Here is a 25,796-nt window from a genome sequence, read left to right as displayed (position 1 = left end):
CGAGCGGCCGGTAAGCGCTGGGTGTGCTTACGGATACGGCCGCATGACACCGATGAGTTTGGTTTTGTAGGCTCAGCCTGCTCGGGACTGAGGGCGGGCGCGTGGATGATCGAGGGGTTCGCGCGCTCGTTTTCTGTCGGAGGGCACCGGGTAGCCGGGAATTACGATGTCGGAATCTATTTCGTTGCCCCACACACTCCATCCGGGCTGTCGACGGCGGGCGAAGAGCTCCAAATAGGGCCCGCTACTGACTCTTTCGATGATGGCGTACTGCTCTTCAGGCTTATGGCTGTGGTCCTGCACGGGGGCGAGGAACCAGGTCGGTTGCGCCCGGAAGTTGACCTTGGCCTTCCCTCGTGTGCCAAACAGGACGTGTTCGGTCATGTTGCGCAGGTACTGCCCGAGCTGCAGGCGCGGCTTGACCCACGACAGCGGCGACCGATAGGTGAATCCCCAGGCTTCCATGACGTCGTAGCCTGCCCGCCATGAACCGTTGGTGACCCAAAGCCAAAGGTGTGCGTCATCTTCAGCCAAGTCAGCGACCGGCATGTTCTTGATCTGCTCGACGGTCATGAGTGGGTAATGCTGACTTGCGCCGCGTCCGCCAGTCTGGTCGATATTCCACGGCGGGTCGACCAGGATCGTGCCGTGGCGCTTCTGGGGCGCGTTGTGGTGGTGAATCGTGTTGTCTTCGTTCATATATCGGCTCCTTTCTGCATGACGGCAATCAGTTGTTCGGGCGCGATGACGCGGAACAGATCGGCGGGAAGGTGGCGATCCTTGTCGATGGCCTCGCGGAGCGCGGCGCGCCGGCGTTCGGCCTTGGCTTCGGTATCGGCGCTCATACTCCAGACCACGAACGGGAACGCGCCGTCGCTGCGGTCCTGTTCGACGCCTTGCCGCCGGTAGACGTCGTACTCGTGACACTTCTTGAGCAAGGTCGGGATGCTCTCGGTGCCCATATCTATCTCGATGAAGGCCGCATCGACGTACTCACTGCTCGGCGGGCAGGCGGTTTCGGCGTAGAGGTCCGGCTTGAGCGTCAGGCGTGCGCCACCGATGCCCAGGTAGGCGCGCCAGGCGGCGGGTTCGATCGCGCACCGCACCAACTCGATACGTTCCTCGCGGTCCGCCTCGACCAGCGCCACGTGGGCGGAGGCAATGCCGAGCTGGTGATCGAGGAACCGTTCAGTGGGTTCTCGGAACGGCCGCCGGGATTGCCGGGCCGATGCTTGGCGGAGCAGCCGGTCGCCCACCTCGTCGACATAGTGGACCGTGGCGGTGCTGCCCGCCTTATGTCCGCCGATGCGCTGTTTGAGGGCCGCCAGGACGCGGTCCCGGCGTAGCCGCGCCAGCACGCGCTCGGCGCTGCGCAGCCCAGAATCTGGAGGCATGTCGCCGAAGTGGAGCGCATGGATGTGCGAGACCGTCAGGTAGCGATGTTCGGCAACAGACCGCAGGATGGACCAGTCTCGGTCGCTGAGCTGCTTGGCCACTTTGCCGAGGTCGCGGACGGGCCGCTTCCTGGCGGGTGTGGTGCCCGACAGGGCACCATCATTCGGCTTCCGCAGGGACGGAAATGGTGGGGTCAGAGGGTGTTTTGTGGTGGAGTCGGGACGAATAGCGGGACGAATACCGCTGGCAGATGTAGTTACTCCGTCGCTTTCGCTTCGGTCGCGCGAATGTTCCATCGTCATGCTTGCCTCCTTCGCCGCCGAGGCGCACCATCCGCCTCGCCGTTGACCTGGTCGAGCAGCTCAGCGAACCCGGCCTCGATCTCGTCTAGTGGCTGGCCATACCGCTCACGGCTTATGCGCCGGATCTCGTTGGGATCGCTGGTTTCCGGTGGAGGCGGCAGCGTGACGCCCGATGCCCACGGTTGGACGGTGTTGTCGCGCATCAAGTTGACGTAGACGTGGTGCGCAGGCAGCGCGCCGAAGTCCTCGGGTGCGAGCACGGACTGCCCGGTGGCCATGTCCTTGGCGTCGCCCGCTTGGAGCTGGAAGGCGATGCGGCTACGGGCGTTGTTTCGAAAGGCGTCCAGCATCGCCAGGGGCAACTGCTTCTGGTACTGATGCGCCAGGTGGAACCCGGCGCGGAGGCTGCGCGCCGTCGCCAGCGCATCACCGAGATCCGTTGGCAGCCTGAGATAGTCCTGCACCTCGTCGATGTAGATCATGACCGGCGTCCGTGAATCTTCCGGCGTACCGGCCCGTTCGCGGATTGCCTGCCACAATTCGGCCAGTACGATCGCCCCCAAGAGTTGCGCCGCCTCCGGCCCGATGACACCCTTCTGCAAGGGCACCAGCAACACCTTGTTCTCGCGCAGCACCTGCCGAATGTTGAACTTCGGACTGCGCTGCGCCAGAACAGCTCTCAGTTGTTTCGTGAGCAGCGGACGCAATTTGTTGGAGAGCGGCGCGATCTTGGTGTCGACCGCCTCAGGCGACAGCGAGTCGAACCAGGACCAGAACGGTCCGGCCGCAAACGGATCCTCGCGGATCACTCGCTGTGTCAGCGACCGGCGGAACCCCGGATTGGTGAGCAGCAGCGGCAACATGGTCAGGCTGGCGTCGTCGCGCTTGGCCAGCACCTCCAAGGAGTTTCGGAGGATGTCAGCCGACCGCGGGCCGAGGTCGCCGTGGATGGCATGGATGGTGCCGAACAGCGAATCGGCGATCACCTCGGGTGTGCGGCCCTCGCTGTGCGCCAAGGGATTTATGCCGACCGGTGCTTCATCGAGCGCATCAAGGAGGACGATGTCCTGTTTCCGGTGTTCGGGAATGCGGGCCAGGATGTCAGACACCAGGTCCTTGGGCTCGATCACCACCACCGGCCGCCCGGCTTTGAGGTCTTGAACAATCAGGTTCAAGAGCAGCGTCGACTTGCCGGTGCCGTTGGGGCCGATCACCCAGGTGTGGCGCATGCTGTCGAGTACGTCGTAACCGAGCGTGCCGGAGATACCGGGTGCGTTGGCCTCGGCGATGACCCGTTCGCCGGTGAGGAGCGGCGGCGTCGGTCGCACCGGCTTCGGATGCAGCGGCGGCTGCCCGGGGAAGCGCTCATCATGGTCGCTCACCGGCCACGCCAGTAGATGACTCAGTTCCGGCACACTCAGCGGTTGAGAAGGTGCGAGGACCGACCACGTCGCCTTCGGCTCGTTGACCTTCCCCGCCTTCTCGTCAGCCAGCTTGAAGTGCACCCCGGCCGTTTCTACCGTCCCGATGGCCGCGGCCAGGCTGAGCAGCAAGGATTTGCGTCGTTCCGCGGTGCCGGCCTCGACGCCGATCCGAATCACGGCCGCGAAGCCGTGTTGGCCGAGCTTGCGGATGATGGCCTGCTTGGCATTCGGTCGTCGGTCCGGCAGGAGCCCGCTCCAGACTTTCGATGCTGTCGACTGGTGCCCGCCGTTCGGTCCCGTTACCGGCGGCAGCATCGGCTGGCGGCGCGGACCGAGGATCACCTGAATGACCAGGCGCTCAGTACTTTTCACCGCAGTGAGGGCGCTGAGGATGGAGCGGCTGGAGGCCACTCGGTCGATGGGTTCGAGCGGCCAGTCGGTGGCGGTCAGCTTTAGCCGGCGAGCCGTGACGATCGGGCCGCGCTCATCGGCGTCGAACGGTGTCACGACCGACCCAGGCACTAACTGCTCGACCGAGCGTCGCACACCGGCGGCCTGCCGAAGCTGGCTGCCGACAAGGTACTCCACGCCATCGACTGTGGAGCGTGCTTCGAGGATCAGCTGCGGGGCGTGCTTCTGAGCGGCCCAATGGCGGAGCAGCGATGTGGCGGCACCTTCGCGGAATGGGCTGGGCCAGAAGAGAAGTTGCCAGACAAGGGAGTCGGCGGACAGTTCCGGTGCTGTATCAGTGGTCATGACGGTCCTCCTCTCGGCTATCGCGGTCCTTTTCTGCGTCCACCTCGGCCAACGCGATGGCGATGACCGCGCGGCTGAGTTTGTGAAGGTCAGGCGAAGTGCGCTTTTCGCTTCGCACCGTGATGGCATGTTCGGTGCGCGGATATGCTTTGCGCCGCTTGGCCTCTCGATCGGCTCGTCTCGGGTTGGTCCTTCCGGTTTTTGACATAGGTGTCCTCCTCGCTGAATTACGTTGGCATTTCGGTGATTACGTGAATCGTCGATGCGATTAAATCTTTGCGTGTGCGCAAAAATCACAGTTGCCACTATGTTGTGCGTGCACGCAAAAGGCAACGAGCGTTGCAAAAACAACTACACCGACGCGAATACGTCTGCTAGAGGTCAGGTTTGGAGACGTATATGGGGATTTCGATTACCACCCGGCACGCATTTTCCGCCAGATAATGATGCCGCCGATGGTCATGGCGACGAGTCCGATGATGCCGAGAATCGTGACCAGCGCGGGCCACATGGACTGGAGAAGCGTGACGGCGAAGTAGATCGCGACCACCCCGAGCAGGATGGCGATGCAGACCCGCTTGAACGCCTCGGCCATACCCTGGGGCGAATCGCCACTCACCGCGGCCACCGCCGCACCCAGTCGATCGCCTCGTTCGCCACCAACCCGGCGAAGGCGAGGGTCAAGCGACTACTTAGCGGCGCGAGATCTTCCCGTTCGCCGGCATAGCGCTGGATCTCGCGGGTGAGGCGCAAACTGCGCCTCACCACGAAATTGACCAACTCACTGCACGCTTCGAGATCGTCGCCCTGGGGCACCTTCGGGCGGAGTTCGTTCAGGACCACCCGGTGGTTCATCGGTCGATCCATAGTCACCACTCCCCGTCGAGGTCGTCGGTGCCGTCCGCCTCGGTGGAGGTGATCGGCACCAGGGCCGCGCTCGTGGAGATCGGCCCGCACCTCTTGTCCGCCGTGGCGGGTGTGCCGTCCTCGGCCACCAGCTCGTCCAGGCGGTTCATCAGCTCGACGAGGATCGAGCGGTCGACACTGACCGCCGGCCAAAGCAGATTGCCGTTCGGGCTGCCGCCCTGATCAGTCAGCGTCGCCTCCGGGCCGCACCCCTGGTGGTACGACCGGGCCAGCAGCCGCACCTGATCCGCCCCCTTGATCGGCGCGCCCATCTTGGCGAGCGTCGTGGCGAAGACACGCTCGGCCTTCAGCTTGAGCCTTGGCAGTTGCGCAGAGAGCCCATCCAGCTGGCGCTGCAGCGCCACACGCTGCTGCTCGATGGGTTCGAGTTGCCGGGCCAGATAACCAACTTCGTCGGTCTGGAGCGAGCCGTCCCGGAACTTCGCCGCGAACACCACCACGTTCACCACGACCACAATGAGCGCGAAGAACACGCCCAGGATGGCCGCGCCAATAATGCCGCCGCCCGCCGCCACGCTGTCGCTGATGATCCGGTAGGCCATGACGATTCCGGCCCCGACGGCGAGCATCGTCGCCAAAGCTACGAACACCAGTGGCAGGATGCGTGGCTTGCCCGCAGGCAACGCGATATGTCCGTGTTCGTCCTTGTAACCCTTGAGATCCCGGCCGAAGAACTTCAACCCCACCGCCACGGCCGCAGTACCCAGACAGGCAAAGACGACCGACGTGACGAGCGGGATTAGGCTGCCACCCCACGCCGCGCCGTCCCCGTTGACGATGCCGGTCAGGTCGACATTGAACACCTGGCTCAGGAAGTACAGCAGCACCGGGAAGTCCAGCACCGCCGCCCACGTCGAGAAACGGTGCAGCCACACCGGCACCCGCCGATGCTTCAGGCTGCCCGCGTCGTGTTCCTCGGTGATGGTCGCGCTGACTGTCTTCATGCGCTCGGTCGCCTCGCGCACCGGAATGACATCACCGTTCATGCCGGTGACCGGCTGCTCGCCCAAGCGGTCGAGTTCGGCGCGCGCCGTGGTCATCTCGCCCCTGATGGCGGCTGTCTGCTCCACCAGGTTCCCGAGCTGGTCGGCCCCCTGCTCGCGTGCCTTCTCGGCCGCCAGCATGCCCTTGCTCATTACCAGGGCTTCCATCTGGCTGAAGGTGTCCGGATCGCGGGTGACGCCGACGCGTTGCTGTTCATCGACCAGGGCGAGCACCTGCGGTAGCCATTCGCGCGGGATCGGCTTGCCGGTAGCCAGCGACAAGGCGATGTCGCGCTTGGGCACGCCCGGTGGCGGTGACGCTGGACGGGGTCCGGCGGCCGGCGGCGTGGTGGTCGCGACGGGTATAGCGTCGTGGTGATCGAAGTGCCCATTGCTGGGTGCAGTCGGTTGGATGGTCATGGTGCGATCTCCAATCTGGTTAAGGGATGAGGGTTCTGAGGGAGTAGAACGGTGGACGGACATCACTGGCCCCCGCGGTGGAAAGTCAGCTCGACGCGTCGGTTCTGCTGGGCCCGCAGCTCATCCAGCACGCCGCCGACGATGTCCGGCATCACCGGCTCGCTGGCACCCTTGCCGGTGACACTGCCGAGCTGCCGAGTTGGAAGCCCCAGCGCCACAAGCCGTTCCGCCACGGCTCGGGCACGTCGACCGGAGAGGTCGCTGTCGTCCTGGCCGCTGCCGGTGTCGGCGATGTGGCCGGTGATGTCGATGGACTGGATATCGCACGAAGCGGCGGACACAACGATCGGCCGGAGGGCATCGTCAGCATTCGCCGGCAGGACGGCGCTCTCCGGGGAGAAGTGCAGCGTGTGGTCTGACAAGCTCGCCCACACCGGACACCCGCCCTCGGTGATGGCGTCCGGCACCGGCACGACCGGCACCGGCAGGGTGGACACCGGTGCCGCCGCGGATGGCGCGTCATGCGCGACAGTGCAACTGGCCGCTTCGGCTCGCTGGCAGATCCCGGTCCACAGTTGTTCGACCATGGTGCGGGCGAAGGGCGGCAAGCGCGGCTGCTGCGATTCGCCGGCGATGCCAAGGCCATGGAACGTCACGTGACGACCGGCCAGGTGGGGCAAGAGGCCCTGCCGCGCAATGCTGTCGATAACGCTGTCCGGCTTCGTGTTCCAGCCGACAACGCGCAGATCGACCGGTGCGGCCGTCGTGATCCCGGAGGAGATGACCGCGATGTCGCCAGGCACCTGGCTGGCGCGGTCGAGCAGGCCGAGGAGGTCGAGGCCGGGCTGACCGGCCCGTGCTTCCGCCAGCTGGTCCGCCAGTCCATGTACCGACGCAGCGATCTGGCGATCGGCGTCAGCCGTGGCGTGCTGCACCTGGCCGTTCGGCCGAAGGGGCGTCAGGTCCTTCGTGCTGATGTCGCCGGTGGCCGAGAACACTACGCGTACGGTGGCGTCGCCAGGGCGTTTGGACTGCTTGGCCATGTTCGTCAGCTCGGCGGCGAGCGAATCCGACAGCGCCACGCGCGGTTCGGCGCTGGTAGCGGTGGCGACGATGGTGATCGCGGTCTGCACCTTGTCCGTAGGGAGCGAGGTGCAGCCGGTCAAGGCCGCCAACGACAGGCCGATCGCTGCGCCCGTAGCGAGGAACCGGCGCAATTTTTTGTCGAAGACGGTGTGTTGCGCCAGCGCGAAGTTCGCGATAGCCGACGCTGCGGCGGGATCGTCGCCGGGCGGCACGAGCGGCTTCAACTCGTCGGCCAGCCCGATCTGGATGCGGGAGATGGACCTGAGGGACATACGTACTCCTGGAGGCGGCGGCCGACACGACCGAAAGAGGTTGGACTGCTGAGCGATTGCTGCACTGGTCGCGCAGGCTGAACGTTGCTGACGACTCCGACCCTAGAGCGATCAAAAATGGTTCTCTACCAGCCGATATGTCAACGCTTGTCAAGCGGTTGACAAGGTCGGCGTGCCGACGCAGAACGTGTGCTATTGCCACGGTTGACAGCGGTTGACCGAGTGGTGGAGATCACAGTTCGTCCCGTTTGCGAGACGTGCTCGACTGATCCCCGCAGCCGGAAACTGGATATGAAACGCCCGCTCTCCGAATGGAGGGCGGGCGGCGTTGGGCGCGCAAATGGATGGGGGTGCTGGTATTGCCGGTGCAGTTAGCACTGGCGGGGTGATCAGCGGATCCGGTCCATGAACTCGGTGTCGTAGGTCAGGACCGGCCAGTGGCTGAATGCGCCGCAGACGAGCGTGAGGATCTCGCCGTGCTCGATTTCGCGGGCGGTTGGCGCCATGTCGGCGGTCGTATTTGGCGAGTCCGAACCGTCGTCCGGCGTCCCGAACGATGGCAGCAGCGAGGTCACTCGGCGGGGTATCCGGCCGGCGTATCCCTCGACGGCAATCTTGGTGTCGAGATACGCTCGGAGACGAGGCCAGCGGCGCCAAGAATCTCCGGTGAGGGTGAATGCCAGCCCGACGAGCTGTATCGCCACTCGCGCACGAAGTCGGCCATGGCGTCCGCTCCCCTCACGGGTGAAGTCCAGGAGTGACGGATTGCGCATGTACTCCGTGGCGATCTTCAGGTAGATCGCCGGGATGAGGTTGCGGAACTGATTGAACGTCAACGGCTCACCGCTGAGACGCCGCCACTCCACGCTCGTGCAGTTGGGCGGGAACTCGCTGTAATACACGTGCGGAGAGAGCCACGCGTCGAAGTACCACCACAACGAGTCATGATGAACTTCCTGGTTGGCGCCTTCTTCGACCCGGTCGCAGCCAGAGACGAACGCAAAAAATTTCGCGCACGCCAGCTCAATCTGTTTGACCATGTGTAAAGCAAGGCTCAGGTCCTGGTCGTCGTGACGACCGTGGTAGAGCAGCTTCTCACGTGCTTCTTCTTCGTGCATCAGGAAGCTTCCTTCTACTGATGCGCGCCCTCTTTGTAGTAACACTAACTAAGCGAAAAAACAAGCATCGCAACATGTTTGAGCCGCGACGTCTCTGGGAAGAGTAGAATTCACTCTCAGTGGCCAGCACACTGAGATGAGGGGGACCATTCCGATGTTGGCGATTCGTGCCAAAGGTCTGTGGTGAACGACAGCGGGAAAGGCCGAGCGCTGCCGCCGATCATCGCGGATATTGACTGGCTGTCGTCCGACTCGCCCGAACGGGGTGCGTGCAAGGCAATCCAGCTCGAAGAGCGCTCCGGCCTCCAGCGGCTTTTCGCTGAAAAGATGCGTGATACGGATCTTGACTTGGGGCGCGGCGAGGTGATCTTGGCGCTGCTTCGTGTCATCGATGCCAAAGCCAGACCGTTTCCAGGTGAACCGCCAAGCTCGACGGAGCGATCCGACGCGCACCGGACGCTGGCCGTGGGCATTCTCATTCGGCTCTATGACGATAACGACGAGCTGTACCCTGCCGGAATTAGGGCTCGACGCAGTATCGTCGAGCAGAAGCTCGGAATCGGTTGGCGTGATACATATCCCACGCGACCTGCCTTTTTGAAGGTGGTCGAGGGCTATCTACGGTTCGTCGACCGCACGCTTGCTGACCACAACCGCGTCGAGATCGTCAGCGCGGTCAAGAAGGAACTGCGTCGGCAACAGGACGAACGGCCCGTGTCTCCAGCACCTGCGCTCGAACCCTCAGCGCCGGAACCGACACCTGGCCTGAAGTCGGGTGCACTTGGGCCGTCGCGAAAGCTCAAGCGTAATAGGGGAATTGTTGCAGGGGGTGGTGCCCTAGCGGTCGTTGTCATCGCTCTGGCTGCATGGTTTGCACTGTCCGGCACGAACAGTAATTCATCGGAGAACGCCAGCGACACAGCGACGATCCCGATGTCTGACGCCGCTACGCTGGAGAGGCTCTACGATGGCAAAGACCCACGTGGCACCGAAGGGGAAGCGAGTCACTGCGCCGACCCGCCGCCCAGTGAGGAGGTTGTGTCCAGTCACCCGCCGGTAGAGGGACCCGACGGTACTCGAGTCGGCACCATCGAACTACGTTCCTCGCCGAAGTGCAAGGCGGTTGTATGGGGGCGCGTCCTTTGGAACAACGACCCCGCGGCCACGTATCAGATTCCTCGCGGCTGGACGTTGCACGTGATAACGCACCGACCCGACACCCGCGACTACTTCGACCAGCCTGAACCCTCGCACGATAGCCCGATCCCGTATGCCCTCAGCGCGATGATGAGCACGGCCCGCGGTTGTGTGTTCGTGGAGGCGTACTTCACCGACGGGGTTCGAAGGACGGCGTCAGCGGCAACGTCGTGCGTGTCGGCATGATTGCGCACGAAGTCGCTGACTGCAGTAGAAGTGTCGTCCTCGCTGCTGTCTTAGCTGAGACGACCTGCACATTCCAGCTACAGCTAACGAAAGCGTATTTCACCAGCGCAAAGAGCGAGAAATCGAAACAAGGCCGTCGAATTGATACGTCGAGGATAAGCGGAGGGATTACCGGTGGATATTCATCTGCCCGATTGGAGTCAGGCTTGGGATGTGCTCCAGGGTGTCGGAACAGCCTGGCCAATCATCGTTGCGGTGGCGGTCGTGCTCTCGGCTGTCGCCCGATGGGTATGGCGGAGAGCAGCTCAGAAGCGGCTCGAAGCACGCAAGTTGCGTAAACTCATAGGATCGGAAATGAGTAAAATTCAGATTATGGTGCAAGATCTTAGTGACCGATTCTCTAAAATTCAAGATTTGCAATTAGAATTCGCACATGAATACGGAAAGGCTAGCAGCGAAGAAAAGGCTGGATTGGTTCAGAAGTGGAACATCGAGACAACCGCCTACGACCACAATGTTGGGAGACTCCGCGAGGAGCTAAATGCAACGCAGGAAAACGTAGAGAAGTCTTCGCCGATTGACCATGAAATGCTCGACAAAATTCGACAGTTGAAATCCGCCTGCCAAGCGGAACTCGAACCGGGTAGGTGGGGCCCATTTTCCTCCCCGAGCTCGAATCGATGGGCGAGCATTGTAAGCGAAAAACATCAGAGTTCGCCACTTCCTCTCGCCGAGTAGTGTAATATAGTTATGAAATGAGACACAGATGAAGTCATTGAAAATCAAACAAGCAAGCTATTCAGCGGAATTATTTCTGCCCGATACTGAACCTTCTTCAACATACTTGTATGCCGCTGGTTTTCCATATTCGATCGGCAAGAACTCTGCGATAAGTTGGCTCTGCTCGATGGGGGTAGCAGTCTTCTTCCCTCAGGCACCGGGAACCTACGACAGTGATGGAAAATTTTGCCCGTCGTCTCATGCGGAATTGCTCTTGAGAGCGGCAACCGATATCAATTCTAATGCATTAACCAACGCCAGAACTGGCGGTGCGCTGGAAGGTTCTGTGCCGGCGGTTAGGGGAATTGTAGCTCATAGCTACGGAACGATCGCTGCGCTCGATTTCGTTAAAGCATACGAAAGTGTCGAGGTAGCTATCCTATTCGCGCCGATTCTTGGATATTGCAAAGATCACTACGGTTATGGCGTCCGGGAGGATCTTGGCGAACAAATTAGCTACGTTCAGCGAACTCGCCCACATACTTTTCGGCTAGCATCTCGCCAGGTTATCCTGGAACAGTCTATGCGCTGCGCTCGCGATATCTCAGATAGTCGAACATTTCGTAACGCCTTCGATATTGTTGGAGTTGTGGGAGATAAAGACTCAACATTCGATGTCGAGATTCTTTCACGGCATTGGGAAAGCTTCATTACGGAACGTATTGCCGGTCCCGTGCGCACCTCGCTGATCAGGAATGAAAATGGCGGCCATTCTATAGGCTCCATACTTTCCGCAGATGTCGACTCGGTAATCAAGCCAATTATTATTGGAGCCTAGCTTGGAATCGAATCTTGGCGTTACAACTCTGGCAGTAGCGCAGCAACTTGTAGCGCGGTTTCCTTCTCTCACTCTATTGAGAGAGGTGGCAAACTCGACACTTGAGCGACGTGAATATAGCCTCTTGCCGATCGGCGCCATCGAGCCTGAGCTGTACGCCTTGCGATTGGCTGAGGTAGTTCTCGCTCTTGGCATCAACATTGAAAAAATTACCGGTATCGACGAGGTTCGTGTAAACGCGGGTGACTTCACCTCTCCCTTCATTACTACGCACACCGAATTCTTCGACGCAGTATGCGTTGCTATGGAAGGTTCCGAAACGATTCGAGTCACCATCATGGGGCCAACCTTTCTGATTCCGGAGCATGTACTGTTAGAGAGGAGCCGCCGAAAGGCAGGGCGCAACTTTACTAAGGAACTTCAAGACAAGCTTGATCAATTTACCCTCGCCCGCCTTGTAATAAGAAACTCGAGAGAGCGTTTTCTGAAAACAATCGACCCATATGTAGCATCGATTTCCGATCGGAATGCTGTAGTTGAGCAGATGTTGGAAAACCTCGACCACCTTCGCCGGGGACTGATATTCCCGAGGCTCCAATTCCGGTGTGTTGATACTGGATTTTCTAATATCCCGCACCTGTTTGACTCGGTGGGCCTGCTCGGAAGCAGAAGGTCTGCCGATACGGCAGTGGACGGCGGTTGGTTGCTGAACGACCCCGCCGTGCTGGGCCTCGAAAAGGAGAAGTACGATCGCGTATTCAATGCATCGCAATCACAGTCCGAAGCATACGAGAAAATGGAACAGTTTCTGTGGGATCTCCTTTGAATAATGAGGGAGGAATCGTTCTTCAGGCCGCGTCCATATCTGCAATCGATTTTACTGCTGCCGCGATCTGGAGTGCGCTCGGGACCTCGACCACCGTATATATTAATGATCTAGCGAGGATTTCTACAAACCGCAACAGCGAACCTTTCGATTCGCGTCGCGGGCTCGCTACCGGACAGTTGATGATTAGTCCGGATGGTACGGTGAGACAATTGTACGCGCCTATATTCGGACGTTCCCTCAAGCTCGCCATATCGGATGTCTCTTTTGCACTGCAGCGTAGCCTCCCTTCTCATTCCCCCACGATCCGCGCGCGCGAGACTATGCTGATAGCTGCTCTTCCTGACGCGGCATCAACGACCGATCCAAGGGTAATTTTACTTACAGGAATTTACAGATGTTTGGGGCTAGGAATAGGCGTTGGCTCGGTATCGGACATGGTGGTCTCGGGGCTGGCAGGAGAACGGGTCCTTGCGGCTCTGGACCGATGCTGTGGCAACCTGCCAGACGGCAACTATCGGTTCCGTCGAGGGGGGCAGATCGAGCTACTGCTGCCGGGCAAACCATCCTCGGTGTTCGACGGTCTGGCTGTCGAAAGGGGCCAGGCGGTGTTCTTTCAATCCGCAGATGGAGACCGGACGCTATTACGCAACGACTTCAAGGAGATTCGTCCTGGACGCATCAGACTCCGCGGTCCTTTGGATATCCTTTATGCTGACATCCTGGGTGGAATAGCTGGTCATCTACCTTGGCATATTCCGGGCGCACGACCTGGCGCTGGCGCACTGGTAGTTCATAGCATCGTATCGCCACCGGCACGAGTGGGAGGATATCGGGCGGTCGGGAAGCTACTGCCTGGCGGATATATGCTTATCGACTATCCAGGCTCGGCAGGACTGTATGCAGAGGAAAAGCTGTCAACGCACTGGCTCTACGCGGCTCTCAGGGTGACTTTGGAAAATGCTGTGCCAGTCCGGGAAAAGTTTAGCAAAAGCCAGAAGGCGGCCCGAGATGTATCGAATAAGATTCTTTGCGCCGGAGAACTATCGCTTCTAGGCCTACCGTTTTCATCGCTGGGATTGATTGTGAGCGCTGCATCGAACGCGTTGAAATCCCGAAATTACCATGAATTCGAGGTTGAATGGGGGCGTCATGTGCGGTCGTTGCTCAAAATTGGGGGTGAGTTCCAAGATATTCTTCACTCGTTCGAACTACGAAATTTCGCCGTGCGAAATCTCACTGTCAATGATGTGTTACGGAATTTGCAAACAATTTTCGCTTCGACCAGTTCGCCGGCACAACGTGAGATAGGTGTGCTCAAGGCGTCGTCGTTATTGGTTTGCGAATCAATTGTAGCGCTTTGCATGATTATCTCCGAGTCCGTCCTTCGAGCGGACATGTTGCGACTGTTTCTCCTTGGCTTAAAATCGGAAGACTTTAGAAGTTTAGCGGGGAAACGGGAGCTAGCTCCCTATGATTCATGCTATCCACTTTTACTTACGAGGACCGATGAGTGAACTGGCGATGATCATAGTTTGCGGGCCGCCGGGGTCGGGAAAAACCACGCTTAGCGGTGATCTCTGTGAGAGGTTCAGATTACTGGGGTTCTCTACAGACGAAATTGGAGTAGCCATAAGGTCGGCAATGCTCGATTACGCTGCAGTTACCGCCACCGAGTACCTGCAGTCCGCTCGGGCTGCCTTGCTTCTTCTATGGCGTAAGGCTCTGAGATTGAATATTTCATGTTTGCATGATGCGACGATACCATCGCCCGAGACATGGCACATACTTGCTGAAGTTGCGGCCTCCGCGGAAGCCAAGTTCTACGTTATTCAGCTTGATGCTGATCAAGATACTCTTTTCGAGCGAGCGGCGACTAGGACCTCGAATCAGGTGAGAAGATTTGATCGCGCACATATTGCGCTAGAATCCGAAGTCGCACGGGTTACATACTCATCAACGCTGCCAGCGGTTGCGGACCGATACATCGTCATCGACACCTCACGGCTCTCGTGTCGGCAAGTCGTGGATGCTGCAGCGGGTTTTCTTCGTGAAGGCGGTTTAGTAGACGGATTGCATGCGCGTGCGAGATAGAATTTGCGAGCCGTGGGAATCGGATCGGTTCTGTCAACCGCTCATGTGCAATTGAAGCGCGCCGAGTTGAACGTATACCGAATAGCTGTAGTACCGTAGTTCGGTTGTGAAAGCGGAGCAGTTCCGACTGCTTCAGATAGCTTCAGGGAGGGGCGCCGATGACCATGAAGGTTGATCCCGACGCGCTACGAGCGTGGGCGAAGTGGCTAGACGGACTGTCCAGCGAAATCAACAGGCTGCGAGACGGATTGACGGAGCCGGCCGAGGCGAGCGACCTGTTTCCCGGCGTCGACCTCGGAGCGAGCATCTACTCGGCCCGCGACCAGGTGAAGGGTGGCCTGACGTTCTTCGCGGCTCGGCCGCAAGAGATGGCCGAGATCGCCAAGGGGGTTGGTGACAAGTACGAGATCGCCGACGACGACTTTGCTGCGAAGCTACGTGAGATGGGCGGGCTGAAGTGAGCCCGGAGCCGGGCCGTCCGACGCTGAAAATCTCCGATGTCGAGAAGTGGAAGCCGGACGTGCTCGGTTCGTGTGCGACACAGTTCGACAAGGTCGTCACCAAGGGGGATCAGCTGCTGCAGTCGATGCTGACCACGCAGGATGATCTCGCCGAGTCGTGGAAGGGCGCCGGTGCGGACTCGGCCGCGTCGCGGGTGACGAGTGAGAAGACCGCCGGCAGCCACCTGATGGAGAAAATCGCCGGGCTCAAGACGGCCTTCACCACGCAGCAGACGGAACTGGCGCACGCCAAACAGTTCGTGATCGACAAGCGAAACCTGATCGTAGGCATGGGCTTTGAGGTCGCCGACGACGGCACAGTGACTGCGGAGGCCAAACGCAAGGCGATCCAAGCCGCAGCCGGCAACTCCCAACAGGAGCCCGCCAACGTGACTATGGCAACGCTGCAGGTGGGTTATGAAGCCCAGCAGCAGCATGTGGCGATGCTGGGCGCCCTGCAACACGCCGAGAACACTGCCGTCGGCGCAAAGGCGGCGATCGACATCGCGAACCAGGCGCTCAACCACGTCGCCATGTACGAGCTGCCGCCCAAGCAGATTCGCGCGATGTTCCCTGGCCTGACCCACCCGGACACCGCGAAGCCCAGCGAGTTGCCACCGATCCTCGGTGGCGCCTTGCAATTGGAGCAAGGCATCCCTATCACGGTGACCAACGCCGACGGCTCGACGACGACCACGACGCCAAATCCGGATGGGACGCTGACTGTTTCGACCTCCGTGCAGCAGCCGGATGGCTCCACCGTCATGACCGAAACCACCGGAAATCAGCCGCCGATCACGACCGTGACGACGAAGCCGGACGGGGCCGGTATCACTAGCGTCACGGTGACAGCCGCGGACGGCAAGTCGCAGCAGTTCCAGAAGGTGCCCGAGGGCAACGGTAAGACCAGTACTTACGCGGTCAACGCGGACGGCTCGCGCGGCACGAAGGTGTCTGAGTCGTACCCGCAGAACGGCGGCACGACGACGGATCGCTTCGGACCTGGTGGCGTCATCGAACGCCAGTGGCAACGCCCAGACGGCTTCCGCGCGTTCGAACAGTACGTTCCTGGCCCGGACGGGCAGCCCAAACTGGCCGGCACGGCCAATTCGGCTGGCATGCGCTCGGTTATGAATCCCGATGGCACGATCACGACCACCGACGCGCAGGGCAAGACGGCGCAAACGGCCCAGCTGGCTGATGGTCGGATCGTCACCAAGTTCCCAGATGGCTCTGTACTCCAATATGACCCGAACCAAGCGCCGACCGGAGCGCCCAAGCAGACGATTTGGGACAACACCAAACTTTGGGCGGGTACAGAGTGGAACAGCTTGTACGGTTCCAGCAAGGACACTGTGATTCAGCATCCGCTCGCGACGGGGTTCGCGGGAATGACCGCAGGGTCGGCTCCTTTCGCGGAGACAGCTGGCAACTCCTTGGCCGCCCAAGCGCAGGCGGCGATGGCGGATTCGCAGGCATCGCAGGCCCGAGCGCTGCAGTTGCTGGATTCCGGAACGCCGGGCGCCGGGCACGCGTTTGTCGGCGCGATGGACTCCGCCACCGACGCAGCCAGCAAAGCCCAGCTGAGCCAGTTGCTCAAGTCCGACGGGAAGATGCTCGGCGGTGTCCCGTTGGGCGCGGCGGTCAATATCTACACGAACTATGACGACTGGAGTCACGGCAAACCTTTGGACGAGGCGGCAGCCAACGCGGCCGGCGGGACGGCAGGTGGCTGGGCGGGCGGCCTTGCTGGAGCGGAAGCCGGTGCATGGGCTTGCTCAGCGGCCGGGCCGATCGGGTCAGCCTTTTGTGCTGGCGCCGGAGCGGCACTGGGTGGCTTTTTCGGCGGCTCGTTCGGTGCATGGGCCGCTGAACAGCCCTTCAAGTAGCCTGACGCAGGAATCGAACCAGGAGGATGCCGGTTGTCCGCGAACACGAGGATCCAATCACCGCTGCTTCCGTGGCCGAGCGAATGGGGCCCGCAGCGTCCTCCGGCCAAACTGCTGCTCGCGCTGGGCTTCTTCTGTTTGTGTGTCCTGATCGCAGTTCCCTACGCTATCGACTTCGCAACCCATGGAGACACGCTGAGGGCGTTCTATGGCGTGCTTGGTGGGGTCGTGGCGGTGAGCTTCGTGTTGATGCTGTTGCCAAGTTTGCGCGTCCGGCGAAAGTGCCTTCCGGCCAACCTGCAAGTCGGTCCGGGCGGACTGTTGATCGAGGTCAAGTCCTCCTGGCGCCCGGTCCTGATGCTTTGGCTCGTGACAGGCGCGATCTTCCTGGTTGTCCGCGGAGCGCTGTTTGTTCGTCACCTTTCGAGCGATGACGACGGGGCCGGCTCGGCGATAGATGTCGGAGGGATCGTCATCGTCGCCGTGGTGCTGGCGATGATCGCGTTCCTCGTGTTCTTTTTGTTTGGTCGTCATCGTCGGTACAACGTCGTTCTGTCCCCGGGCGGGATATCGCAGGCCATGGGCCGTACGGTTCGGACATTGTCGTGGGACCAGGTCGGCGCGGTGCTGCCAGACATAGTGAACAACGCTCATACGGTGCGCACCTATCCAACGGCAGGTGCACGAGTTGATGTTGAGAACGGGCGTGGGTTTCTCGACCGACTGCAGCAGGGGTTGCTGGAACAATCCATCGACATCGCCGCGTGGACACTGGCATTGGACCCGTCGCTTCTGCTGTATCTGATCCGCTACTACTGGCAGCATCCCGAAGCGCGGGACGAGCTGGCGTCGGACGCGGTCGTTGATCGGATGCGCCGCGGCGAATTGCTCACCGGCGCAACGCAGTAGTGACGTAACCAATGCGCTCACTGAGGAGCCAGCGGCGGCCGTCATGCCCATAGTCCGGCGCATGGAAGGTGCGGCAGATCGCAGCAGACCTTGTCGTCGATGGTGACGGTGAGGTCCGAACAGTGCTGCGTCAGCTCCCGAGCCACATCGCGGGCTTGTTCCGCGCTCGCCTGGTAGTCGAGTGTAAGGGCACCGGACTCGATACGGATATGGCGCTGCCGCCGGCTTCGCGAGGTCGCGGGCATCGGGCATCACGCTCCGCACCGTCGATGCCTGTCGGCTTTCGTCGGCCCGGCGCTGGCGGTCGCAGCGTCGGCCCCGGACCAGGCGCCGTTCGGCGTCCGCTCTGCCGCACCGCGGTCTAGCGCCCTTAGCAGGGCGGCTCGGCTCACCGCAGCTTCAAATTCCGGTTCGACGGCGGCGCCCGACTGAGTGATGGTGGCCGACTGCATGTTCGGGACCTCGGTTCGTTGCGGGATCGGCGGTGCACCCGACACCGAGGGCTTTCGCCGTCAGTTCGCTTGCCTCTCAAGCGAACTGGCGCGCCATTGGAGGAGAAAGAGGCGTCACCCCGGTGTCGGGTGCGGTCACGACGATATGGCGTAATGACGGCGCTTTTGCCCGCAAATACCCACTTGCTTTTGAATATACGGAAACCGGTATATGGTCCGCTGTGTGGCTAAACTCGTTGCCCGGCAACGGGTTTGCTTTCGCGCAACTTCCCGAGATGCATTTTCATTTTGAGGACGGGGATCGGCCGTGCACATGACAACTGGTGAAGTGATCCGGCGCATTCGCAAGTCCATCGGTATGACCCAGTCGGAACTCGCTGCCCTGATTCACGTCACGCAGCCGGGGATTTCCCAGCTCGAACACGACGGACCTGCTGTTCACGATGTCCGAACGTTGCGCCGCGTAGCTCGTGCGCTGGGCGTGCCACTTGACATACTGGTGGTGGAGGACGAAGAGGAGGCGGCCGTGAAGCGACGCGAGTTCTTCAGAGTAGGCGCCCTCGGCGCTGGCAGCATGGCGGTGGTTAGCGCGGGAACCTCGCGGGCCGGCACGGACGTGGCTTCCGGATCGACGCTCAAGGTGGGAGCGGCCGATGTGTCCGCGCTTTCCGACAGCGTGAACCAGATCCATGACCTCGATCTCGTTATCGGTGGCGATCGTCTGCGTGCGGTGGCGGCCGGGCAGGTCCGCTACGCACAGCATCTACTGAATGTGGGCAGCTACAGCGACGCCGTCGGTAGCGATCTGGCGAGCGTGACCGCTGAAATGATGGTCGCGGCAGGCTGGGTGCACTACGACTCCGGAGATCCGGACAGTGCCGGCCGGTACTACGCAGAAGCTGCTCAAACCGCCACGGCGGCCGACGATGGCGTCGCTGCTGCACATGCCCTGGGCAACGCGAGCCACCTCATGGTCAATCGGTTCGGCTCAAACACTGCTCCCGATCAACGAGCGACCCAGTACGCACAGGCTGCGTCGCGGGCCGCGCTTAAAGCAGGCGGCCCCAAGCTGCGAGCGCTGATGGCGCTCCGCGAGGCCGAAGCTCATGGCGCCCGCGGTGACAGGGCCGAAATAACGAAGGCGATCGGAAGGGCCTTCCGGGCCTACGAATCGACCCGGGGCTACGACCCTGATTGGGTATACCTTCCCGAAGCCGAGATGAGCGGGGTGTCGGGCAAGGCATATATGCGTCTCGGCGACCATGCGGCCGCCACGACCCATCTGAGCGATGCGATCGAGCGTTCAGCAATGTGGCCACGGGAGCGCGCGTCATGGCAGTTGCACCTGGCGCACAACCTTATTCAGGATGGCGACGTCTCGCAGGCATGCTCGGTACTCACCGGAATGTTGCCGGCGGTCGCGGATCTGGGCTCTGCCCGGTTGCAGAAGCGTTTGGATGAGGCCGCCGCAGCGCTGCGGCCTTACGCCAAGGCGCCCGAAGCACGGGAGTTCCTTGGGAGATGGACTGCGCGAACGTAAGCACCACGGTCCTCCTCGGGATTTACTCGGACGGTACTGACACTGTGATGTCTCCGCCCGATCGGCCGACGATTTTGGCACCGCCCACCTTGGCCAGGAAGTCTCGAAAGTTCGTGTAGCCGTAGCGGTTTTCATCGAAGGTCGGGTCAAGCGCCAGCATCTTGCTCTTGATGGCGCTGGCTGTCGGCGTATCGGTCGTGATCTGCGAGACCGCCTCAACGAGTAGCTGTTTGGCTTGGCCTACGCTCCCCGTCGAGTTCTGCGGCTTCGCCTGGCTGGCGGCGGATACGCTCGGCGCAGCCTGGCGGAGCACCGTCTCCCAGAATTTGTATTCGCTACACACCGACGCCAGCCTGGCGCTCGTGCTGGCTTCGTTGGTGCCGATCCCGATGACGTGCTTGCCGTACTCACGTAGCTTCTGCACGAGCGGCGTGAAGTCGCTATCGCCCGTGACCAGCACGAATACGCCGATGTCGGCGTGAGCGATCAGCGTCTCCATGGCGTCGACCGCCAGCCTGATGTCGGCGGCGTTCTTGTGGGTGCCAGGCGAGAACCGGCCGAGCTGTACCAGGTCGATTCCGTTCTCGGCGAGGGGCCGCTCGTACTGTCCGAATCGATGATCCCGCCAGTCCGCGTATGCACGACGCACCGAGGCGTTGCCGAAGCCGCGGCACAGCCACTGCAGAGCGGAGGCCGGAATTGGATTAGTATTCACTGAGCTTGTTCCGGCACCGAGCACGAGGTTCTCAAAGTCCAAGAAGACCGCGACCGCGCCGGTGTCGCCGGTGCGTCCGTCACGCTTCATGGTCGAGCTCGCCTTCGCGTATGCGCGTTTCGCTACTCGGCCGGATTGGGAGATGCTCCGGGCTCAGGAGTGCCCGCGCGGAATCGTCGGGGAGGCGTCGCGCACGGTCTACGTAGTATTCGAGCAAACTGAGCATGTGCTTGTCGCCGTAGGGGTTGTTGAGCCGTTCTGCCTGGACATAAGGTTCAACCGCGTCCCAGACGCCAACGATTCGAGCGCGAATCTGGGCGAGCATCACCTCCTCGTTGAGGACGCCCATCGCGATCTGGGTGGCAATCATCTGATAGAAGTACACGACGCTCACAAAGGCGTCGCGCTCGTCGTCGGGCAGATCGGAGAAGCCGATCCCTGCTTCCTTCGGCTTCGGCAGAGCCATCACCGTGCGGTGGGCGTCGTGGAACTTCGGGGACCGAAACTCCGCCATCAAGTTCGACATGGTGGGGATGTGGTTTGCGTTTCGCGACAACCGTTGCTGGCGGACGGCCATCGTGGTCGACACGACGATTGAGCCGATGGAGATGAGAAGCGCGAAGGCGCTGATTGCGAGAGTCACTGTGTCCCTCCGTCATTGCGGCCGTTACGGACGGGACGGATCGCCTCTTGTGGGAGGCGATCTCGTCCGCGATCGTTGGTGGTATGAGCGCATTCCTCGCGATCGTCCCTGCTTTGACGCTCCTGGTTGCGGTCGCCGGCCTCGGTAGATTGGTGCACGAGACCAGGCGGGAGAATCGCCGTCAACAGCAACGTGCCACGGTCACCTACATCACCTCGACATTGCAGCGGCAACACGAGTTGTACGCCGAGATTCATCAGGACCCCGACTTCGCGCGCAAGGCCGCGGTCATCGACAGCGCCGAGTTTCACCAGCTGACCTCCTACTTCGCTCATCTGGAGTACCTCGCGGCCGGCGTGAACATGAAGATCTTTGACGAAGAGGTTGTCAACCGCACCGTCGGTGGTCGAATTCTACGTGCCTGCAGTATTTTTCGAGCATGGATGGATTCCGAGCGTGTTCGCTTGGAGAATCCAGCAGTCTACGAAGAACTAGAGCAACTCGCGGTGCGGCTACGTGACCGGCGGCGCCAGACTATCCCGAGCGGACTGGCCGTGCAGCCCGCAGAACTAGAGGCGAGCTGAACGGCATTGCGCTGGAGCGTGTGACCATCGCTTGGTATGCCAGCAAGTCTGGTCCGCTCGGCTTCACCCTAGCTTGTATGCGGGTGGACCGTGGACACCATGATCGATCGCACCGCGGCGTAAAGGTGGTCGCTCGGAGGGACACGGTTGTTGGCACGCCGTCACCGGTCGAGGTTACAAGTCGCGCTAGCCGTTCCATCACATGAAAGATCTTGTAACGCAAACCAATACGCGACCTACACGGCGCCGAATAGTTCATGGAGCATCGAAGATGGCTGGTCACGCACTGCCGACCATGGCTGATCGGATGGAGCTCATGCCGTTGCTCCACCGGTGGCCCCATTGCTTTGGTAGGACGGCGCGGATCGCTACTTTCATCACGCACGGGCCACCGCTCAACGTGTAAGTCGGAGAGGACGACGTATGGGTAGGAGGCAGCTCTGGGCAGGTGTTGATGTCGGGAAGCGCGCCCACCACTGCGTGGTCATCGATAACAGTGGCGCCAAGCTGTTTTCGCAGCGAGTTGCCAACACCGAAGCCGACCTCCTGGCGCTCATCGATGCAGTGACGACCCTTCAAACAAACAGCAGGGTCACCTGGGCGGTCGATATAAATCGCGGTGTAGCAACAGTTTTGGTCACGCTGCTACATCAGAAGCGTCGGCAGGTCGTCTACCTGCCCGGTCGAACGTTCCATGTCGCCGCGTCGATGTATCCCAGCGAACAAAAATCCGACGCCAAGGATGCCGCGATCATTGCCGACCATGCCCGTATGCGGCGCGACCTCCAACCGCTTCAGGCTGTCGATCCCGTCACCGCGGAGCTGCGTCTGCTCATCACCAAGCGGACTTCCCTGGTTGAGGATCGCGCTCGGGCGGTCAATCGGCTGCGGCACCTGTTGGTGGAGTCGTTTCCCGCGTTGGAATCGACCTTCGATTTCGCGCACTCTAGGGGGCGCTGCTTCTGCTGACTCAATTCAACACCCCAGATTCCGTTCGGGACGCTGGCGTGACGGCGATCGCCGAATGGCTACGTGAGGCCGGCGCTCGCATCTCCTTCAAGGTTGCCACCAAGGCAGTCGAAGCTGCTGCTGCGCAGCAGGTCTTGCTTCCCGGACGAAACGTTGCGTCCACCCTGGTTCGAGACCAGGCACGGGACATCTTGGAGCTCAAGACGCGGGCTTCCGTGATTGAGGACGAAATCGCGACCTGCTTCGCCCGGCATCGCTACGCCACCTTGATTACGAGTATGCCTGGCTTCGGTATCACTCTTGGCGCCGAATTCATCGCTGCGAGCGGGGTGACATGCGCCTGTACGCGAGCGCGAACCAACTGGCCGCAGCTTCCGGATTGGCACCGGTAGCCCGGGATTCCGGCGACCGACGGAACCACCACCGGCGGCCATATCGGTACGACCGCCGGCTCCTTCGCGCCTGCTATCTGTCCGCATATCAGGCCGTCCGCTATGACGCGACCTCAAAGGCGTACTACGACCGGAAGATCGGGGAAGGCAAGCACCACATCCAAGCCATCTTGTCTCTGGCGCGCCGACGCTCCAACGTGCTCTGGGCGATGCTTCGCGATAACAAGCCGTACGAGGCACGCGCGCCCCGCTTGTCGGGAGTTGCCACAGGTCACACCCACGGAGCGACCGCACCCGCGGAAGTTGCCTCCGAAGGTTCGGGAACGGTTGGGGCATAGGACGGAGGTGACTGCGTCGGTGACAACGACCGATCTGCCGCGCGCGAACAAGAAGTAATACGGCGCTCCACATGACAATATGTGCTGCTGACCTGTATTGCAGGTATTCGACCTGCTCTGAGGTTCACCCGGGGAGTGGACACCGAGTTAGCGGGATGGTTTTTCCTGCTGGTTAGGATGTCGTAATGCCTCCTCGTAAGCGTCGGTCGTTCACGGCCGAGTACAAGGTCGAGGCCGCGCATCGTGTGATCGATTCCGGTCGCGCGGTCGCTGAAGTTGCCCGTGAGCTGGGTATTCACGAAAGTCTTCTGGGAACGTGGGTCAAAGACGAGCGGCGCAGGATCGCCGCCGCCGAGATCCACGGTGAAAGGCCTCTCGATTCCGCTGAGCGAGCCGAGTTGCAGCGATTGCGAAGGCAGGTCGCTGAGCAGGACAAAGACATCGCGTTCCTGAAAAAAGCGTCGGCGTACTTTGCCGCGATGCAGACGAACCGGCCCGGTTCGCTCTGATGGCCGAGTACGCCGGCCCCGACACTGTCACCGGCGTTGCCGGTACTGAACAGCCTGCAGGGCAACGGTTTTCGATCCGCCGCATGGCACGACTGCTACAGGTATCGAAATCGGGCTACTACGCGTTCGCCAAGCGCAGGGCGGCAACGGTTCTCACCGACCGCCAGCAGCGGCGCGCGGACCTGGAAACGAAGATCGCCGTTGTTCATCGCGAGTCGCACGGCACCTACGGGTCACCGCGGATCACCGGCGAGTTACGCGATCGAGGCGAGCGGGTCTCGGCCAAGACCGTCGCCAAGATCATGGCCGCCACCGGGCTCGAAGGGATCAGCCCTCGCACGTTCAAAGTGCGCACGACCGTGGCCGATCCGGCGGCGTCGTTCCCGCCCGACCTGGTGGCTCGCCGCTTCGATCGGGGTCGGCCCGATGCCGTCTGGACGACCGACATCACCTACCTGACCTGCGGTGAAGGCGACATGTTCCTCTGCGCGATCCGCGACGGACACACCCGCAAAGTCCTCGCCTATACTCTGGCCGACCATATCGGCGCCGGCATGGTCACCGGCGCCATCGATGCCGCGGTCGCGGTGCGAGGCGGCCGGGTCCAGGGCACGATCCTGCACTCGGATCGTGGCGGGGAGTTCACCGCGCATCTGACCGCGCGGGCCTGCTGGCGTCACGGGCTGCGCCGGTCGATGGGAGCGACCGGAATATGTTGGGACAACAGCCCTTCCGAATCGCTGTGGTCGAGTTTCAAACACGAACACTACTACCGACACACCTACACGCCACGAAGACCGAACTCGTTGTCTCGGTTGACAAGTGGATGACCTTCTACAACACTACCCGGCGGCATTCCGCGATCGGGAACCAAAGCCCCGACGCCTACGAGCGTTCACTCCGAACTGCTGCCGCCTGAAATCTGTAAGAACCCTGTCCACCATTCGGGGTGAACCTCACTCGTCCCTACTGCAGTCTCGGAGGGTTGAGTCGCAACCGATCAGGGATAACGTCGAAGTCAGCGACCCCGCCAGCCTGGAAGCCCTTCCTTAAATGCCGCTCTTCGAGCCGACGAAACGGTAGCTTGGTTCGAAGCGGAAGGTACGGTCTACCGGTAACCAGCAGCTGGCGAACTCGTCGCCGAGCTCGCCTGGCCACGATCTAGCGTGGGTACTCGAATTGGCTGCTTAGAGGTAGGCGCAGCAGTCGGAGCTGTGCGGCGGTCGCATCTACCTCGCGACAGTCGCAGGTATAGCTACTAAGCTGGCAACGCTCCACGCCCGAGGTTACGAACACGCCGTCGAAGACGCTCACTGAGCCCGACCTCTGTTGAGTTCGAACGAGAGGTGCCCTCCTGAGACCTCGGAGCGGATTGCTCGGCTGCTGGTGCAGCTGGCACGCCGCCCCCCTCTTGCTCCGCAGGTTGTGGATCACCGCCATCGCCGGCATTGTGCTCCGAAGCCTCGTCGGCTTCTGCCTTCGCAATCAGGGCACGCGTTTCTTTATCCCAGCGGTCCGGAGCCCAGCTTGTCATCAGATCGTTGACGAACTGACCCATCTTCTTAGGATCTTCGGCAAGCTCGCCGAAGGATGCGTGGATGGACTCGAACCCATCCGCCATCTCTCGTACGTTGCCTACCTTCGTGCCGGGGGGCAGCGGCGCGACGAGGGAGTCGTCTCCCGGAATGAAGATGAGGTTCCCTGGATTTCTCCACGGTTCAGCCCCCTGCGGTTTAGGTCTGGTCATAGCGTCACTCCTAACAGCTCCTGCTCCCATCCTCCTTGTTATTCGGTGTATCCAACCCCGCGGAT

Annotated in this window: 25 protein-coding genes and 1 pseudogene; 14 read left to right on the top strand and 12 right to left on the bottom strand. The window is 61.3% G+C overall.

The genetic code is table 11. The features are described from left to right. Positions 1–72: 72 nt before the first annotated feature. From IRT45_RS05920 to IRT45_RS05880, 9 genes are all read right to left on the bottom strand, one after another. Positions 73–699: an MT-A70 family methyltransferase gene (locus IRT45_RS05920; RefSeq protein ID WP_194804865.1), complete on the bottom strand. Its 627-nt coding sequence runs from the start codon at positions 697–699 to the stop codon at positions 73–75. Then, the gene (locus IRT45_RS05915; RefSeq protein ID WP_228533712.1) at positions 696–1,697 is read right to left on the bottom strand and encodes a replication-relaxation family protein; all 1,002 of its coding nucleotides are present in this window, start codon (positions 1,695–1,697) and stop codon (positions 696–698) included. The genes IRT45_RS05920 and IRT45_RS05915 overlap by 4 nt, the downstream gene beginning before the upstream one ends. Continuing rightward, positions 1,694–3,877, bottom strand: a complete 2,184-nt coding sequence (locus IRT45_RS05910) for a type IV secretory system conjugative DNA transfer family protein (protein ID WP_194804864.1) — start codon at positions 3,875–3,877, stop codon at positions 1,694–1,696. Before IRT45_RS05910 ends, IRT45_RS05915 begins: the two co-directional genes overlap by 4 nt. Next, a complete protein-coding gene (locus IRT45_RS05905) occupies positions 3,867–4,085 on the bottom strand; it encodes a hypothetical protein (protein WP_194804863.1) in 219 nt (72 codons plus the stop codon). The genes IRT45_RS05910 and IRT45_RS05905 overlap by 11 nt, the downstream gene beginning before the upstream one ends. A gap of 204 nt (positions 4,086–4,289) precedes the next feature. Further along, on the bottom strand, positions 4,290–4,505 hold the full coding sequence (locus IRT45_RS05900; RefSeq protein ID WP_228533711.1) for a hypothetical protein: 216 nt from the start codon (positions 4,503–4,505) through the stop codon (positions 4,290–4,292). Beyond that, the gene (locus tag IRT45_RS05895) at positions 4,493–4,744 is read right to left on the bottom strand and encodes a hypothetical protein (RefSeq protein ID WP_228533709.1); all 252 of its coding nucleotides are present in this window, start codon (positions 4,742–4,744) and stop codon (positions 4,493–4,495) included. The genes IRT45_RS05900 and IRT45_RS05895 overlap by 13 nt, the downstream gene beginning before the upstream one ends. A 2-nt stretch (positions 4,745–4,746) precedes the next feature. After that, positions 4,747–6,207 (bottom strand): hypothetical protein, encoded by a 1,461-nt coding sequence (locus IRT45_RS05890; RefSeq protein ID WP_194804860.1) that lies wholly within the window; start codon positions 6,205–6,207, stop codon positions 4,747–4,749. 62 nt (positions 6,208–6,269) lie between these two features. Further along, complete coding sequence (locus IRT45_RS05885; RefSeq protein WP_194804859.1) at positions 6,270–7,565, bottom strand: OmpA family protein; 1,296 nt, start codon at positions 7,563–7,565, stop codon at positions 6,270–6,272. Positions 7,566–7,954: 389 nt separating this feature from the next. After that, the gene (locus tag IRT45_RS05880) at positions 7,955–8,683 is read right to left on the bottom strand and encodes a hypothetical protein (RefSeq protein ID WP_194804858.1); all 729 of its coding nucleotides are present in this window, start codon (positions 8,681–8,683) and stop codon (positions 7,955–7,957) included. A gap of 183 nt (positions 8,684–8,866) precedes the next feature. On the opposite strand from IRT45_RS05880, the gene IRT45_RS36695 reads away from it, so the two are divergent. The 10 genes from IRT45_RS36695 to IRT45_RS05830 all read left to right on the top strand — a co-directional run bounded on the left by IRT45_RS36695 (position 8,867) and on the right by IRT45_RS05830 (position 19,834). Beyond that, positions 8,867–10,066, top strand: coding sequence for a YjfA family protein (locus IRT45_RS36695; protein ID WP_228533707.1), 1,200 nt, complete (start codon positions 8,867–8,869; stop codon positions 10,064–10,066). 174 nt (positions 10,067–10,240) lie between these two features. After that, entirely contained in the window at positions 10,241–10,804 is a 564-nt protein-coding gene (locus tag IRT45_RS05870; protein ID WP_194804857.1) for a hypothetical protein, read from the top strand. A 28-nt stretch (positions 10,805–10,832) separates the two neighbouring features. Beyond that, on the top strand, positions 10,833–11,624 hold the full coding sequence (locus tag IRT45_RS05865; protein WP_194804856.1) for a hypothetical protein: 792 nt from the start codon (positions 10,833–10,835) through the stop codon (positions 11,622–11,624). Between the two features lies 1 nt (position 11,625). Beyond that, entirely contained in the window at positions 11,626–12,450 is an 825-nt protein-coding gene (locus tag IRT45_RS05860) for a hypothetical protein (RefSeq protein WP_194804855.1), read from the top strand. Beyond that, the gene (locus IRT45_RS05855) at positions 12,435–13,967 is read left to right on the top strand and encodes a hypothetical protein (RefSeq protein ID WP_194804854.1); all 1,533 of its coding nucleotides are present in this window, start codon (positions 12,435–12,437) and stop codon (positions 13,965–13,967) included. Before IRT45_RS05860 ends, IRT45_RS05855 begins: the two co-directional genes overlap by 16 nt. After that, the gene (locus IRT45_RS37955) at positions 13,924–14,544 is read left to right on the top strand and encodes an AAA family ATPase (protein ID WP_375540061.1); all 621 of its coding nucleotides are present in this window, start codon (positions 13,924–13,926) and stop codon (positions 14,542–14,544) included. The genes IRT45_RS05855 and IRT45_RS37955 overlap by 44 nt, the downstream gene beginning before the upstream one ends. Positions 14,545–14,702: 158 nt before the next feature. After that, complete coding sequence (locus IRT45_RS05845) at positions 14,703–15,005, top strand: ESX-1 secretion-associated protein (protein ID WP_194804852.1); 303 nt, start codon at positions 14,703–14,705, stop codon at positions 15,003–15,005. Continuing rightward, positions 15,002–16,933 carry an RHS repeat protein gene (locus IRT45_RS05840; RefSeq protein ID WP_194804851.1) on the top strand — a complete coding sequence of 644 codons (1,932 nt, stop codon included), beginning with the start codon at positions 15,002–15,004 and terminating at the stop codon, positions 16,931–16,933. The genes IRT45_RS05845 and IRT45_RS05840 overlap by 4 nt, the downstream gene beginning before the upstream one ends. 33 nt (positions 16,934–16,966) lie before the next feature. Continuing rightward, a complete protein-coding gene (locus tag IRT45_RS05835; RefSeq protein ID WP_194804850.1) occupies positions 16,967–17,842 on the top strand; it encodes a hypothetical protein in 876 nt (291 codons plus the stop codon). Between the two features lie 765 nt (positions 17,843–18,607). Further along, positions 18,608–19,834 (top strand): helix-turn-helix domain-containing protein, encoded by a 1,227-nt coding sequence (locus tag IRT45_RS05830; protein ID WP_194804849.1) that lies wholly within the window; start codon positions 18,608–18,610, stop codon positions 19,832–19,834. 22 nt (positions 19,835–19,856) lie between these two features. Here the strand turns inward: IRT45_RS05830 and IRT45_RS05825 are convergent, their stop codons facing one another. Continuing rightward, positions 19,857–20,639, bottom strand: a complete 783-nt coding sequence (locus IRT45_RS05825) for an NYN domain-containing protein (protein ID WP_194804848.1) — start codon at positions 20,637–20,639, stop codon at positions 19,857–19,859. Next, entirely contained in the window at positions 20,629–21,192 is a 564-nt protein-coding gene (locus IRT45_RS05820) for a hypothetical protein (RefSeq protein WP_194804847.1), read from the bottom strand. Before IRT45_RS05820 ends, IRT45_RS05825 begins: the two co-directional genes overlap by 11 nt. Positions 21,193–21,275: 83 nt before the next feature. Between IRT45_RS05820 and IRT45_RS05815 the strand changes: the two genes are divergently transcribed. From IRT45_RS05815 to IRT45_RS05800, 4 genes and pseudogenes are all read left to right on the top strand, one after another. Next, positions 21,276–21,776, top strand: a complete 501-nt coding sequence (locus IRT45_RS05815; protein ID WP_194804846.1) for a DUF4760 domain-containing protein — start codon at positions 21,276–21,278, stop codon at positions 21,774–21,776. A 423-nt stretch (positions 21,777–22,199) separates the two neighbouring features. Further along, positions 22,200–23,370, top strand: a pseudogene (locus IRT45_RS37700) (IS110 family transposase); the annotation flags it as partial. Between the two features lie 290 nt (positions 23,371–23,660). Continuing rightward, positions 23,661–23,984: a transposase gene (locus IRT45_RS05805; protein ID WP_194804845.1), complete on the top strand. Its 324-nt coding sequence runs from the start codon at positions 23,661–23,663 to the stop codon at positions 23,982–23,984. Further along, on the top strand, positions 23,984–24,814 hold the full coding sequence (locus IRT45_RS05800; protein WP_228533700.1) for an IS3 family transposase: 831 nt from the start codon (positions 23,984–23,986) through the stop codon (positions 24,812–24,814). The genes IRT45_RS05805 and IRT45_RS05800 overlap by 1 nt, the downstream gene beginning before the upstream one ends. 428 nt (positions 24,815–25,242) lie before the next feature. Here IRT45_RS05800 and IRT45_RS05795 read toward each other — a convergent pair whose 3' ends face one another. Continuing rightward, entirely contained in the window at positions 25,243–25,731 is a 489-nt protein-coding gene (locus tag IRT45_RS05795) for a hypothetical protein (RefSeq protein ID WP_194804843.1), read from the bottom strand. Between the last annotated feature and the right edge of the window lie 65 nt (positions 25,732–25,796).

The organism is Nocardia sp. BSTN01 (assembly GCF_015354405.1).
GTDB lineage: Bacteria > Actinomycetota > Actinomycetes > Mycobacteriales > Mycobacteriaceae > Nocardia.
This window is presented reverse-complemented; position numbering and strand designations above follow the sequence as displayed.

What these genes read in the sequence shown, in the direction of transcription:
- IRT45_RS05895 (WP_228533709.1), bottom strand. Translation starts at nt 4,744, where the DNA reads ATGGATCGACCGATGAACCACCGGGTGGTCCTGAACGAACTCCGCCCG.
- IRT45_RS05795 (WP_194804843.1), bottom strand. Translation starts at nt 25,731, where the DNA reads ATGACCAGACCTAAACCGCAGGGGGCTGAACCGTGGAGAAATCCAGGG.
- IRT45_RS37955 (WP_375540061.1), top strand. Translation starts at nt 13,924, where the DNA reads ATGATTCATGCTATCCACTTTTACTTACGAGGACCGATGAGTGAACTG.
- IRT45_RS05830 (WP_194804849.1), top strand. Translation starts at nt 18,608, where the DNA reads ATGACAACTGGTGAAGTGATCCGGCGCATTCGCAAGTCCATCGGTATG.
- IRT45_RS05845 (WP_194804852.1), top strand. Translation starts at nt 14,703, where the DNA reads ATGACCATGAAGGTTGATCCCGACGCGCTACGAGCGTGGGCGAAGTGG.
- IRT45_RS05905 (WP_194804863.1), bottom strand. Translation starts at nt 4,085, where the DNA reads ATGTCAAAAACCGGAAGGACCAACCCGAGACGAGCCGATCGAGAGGCC.
- IRT45_RS05825 (WP_194804848.1), bottom strand. Translation starts at nt 20,639, where the DNA reads ATGAAGCGTGACGGACGCACCGGCGACACCGGCGCGGTCGCGGTCTTC.
- IRT45_RS05915 (WP_228533712.1), bottom strand. Translation starts at nt 1,697, where the DNA reads ATGACGATGGAACATTCGCGCGACCGAAGCGAAAGCGACGGAGTAACT.
- IRT45_RS05865 (WP_194804856.1), top strand. Translation starts at nt 10,833, where the DNA reads ATGAAGTCATTGAAAATCAAACAAGCAAGCTATTCAGCGGAATTATTT.
- IRT45_RS05920 (WP_194804865.1), bottom strand. Translation starts at nt 699, where the DNA reads ATGAACGAAGACAACACGATTCACCACCACAACGCGCCCCAGAAGCGC.
- IRT45_RS05880 (WP_194804858.1), bottom strand. Translation starts at nt 8,683, where the DNA reads ATGCACGAAGAAGAAGCACGTGAGAAGCTGCTCTACCACGGTCGTCAC.
- IRT45_RS05815 (WP_194804846.1), top strand. Translation starts at nt 21,276, where the DNA reads ATGAGCGCATTCCTCGCGATCGTCCCTGCTTTGACGCTCCTGGTTGCG.
- IRT45_RS05805 (WP_194804845.1), top strand. Translation starts at nt 23,661, where the DNA reads ATGCCTCCTCGTAAGCGTCGGTCGTTCACGGCCGAGTACAAGGTCGAG.
- IRT45_RS05890 (WP_194804860.1), bottom strand. Translation starts at nt 6,207, where the DNA reads ATGACCATCCAACCGACTGCACCCAGCAATGGGCACTTCGATCACCAC.
- IRT45_RS05885 (WP_194804859.1), bottom strand. Translation starts at nt 7,565, where the DNA reads ATGTCCCTCAGGTCCATCTCCCGCATCCAGATCGGGCTGGCCGACGAG.
- IRT45_RS05800 (WP_228533700.1), top strand. Translation starts at nt 23,984, where the DNA reads ATGGCCGAGTACGCCGGCCCCGACACTGTCACCGGCGTTGCCGGTACT.
- IRT45_RS05910 (WP_194804864.1), bottom strand. Translation starts at nt 3,877, where the DNA reads ATGACCACTGATACAGCACCGGAACTGTCCGCCGACTCCCTTGTCTGG.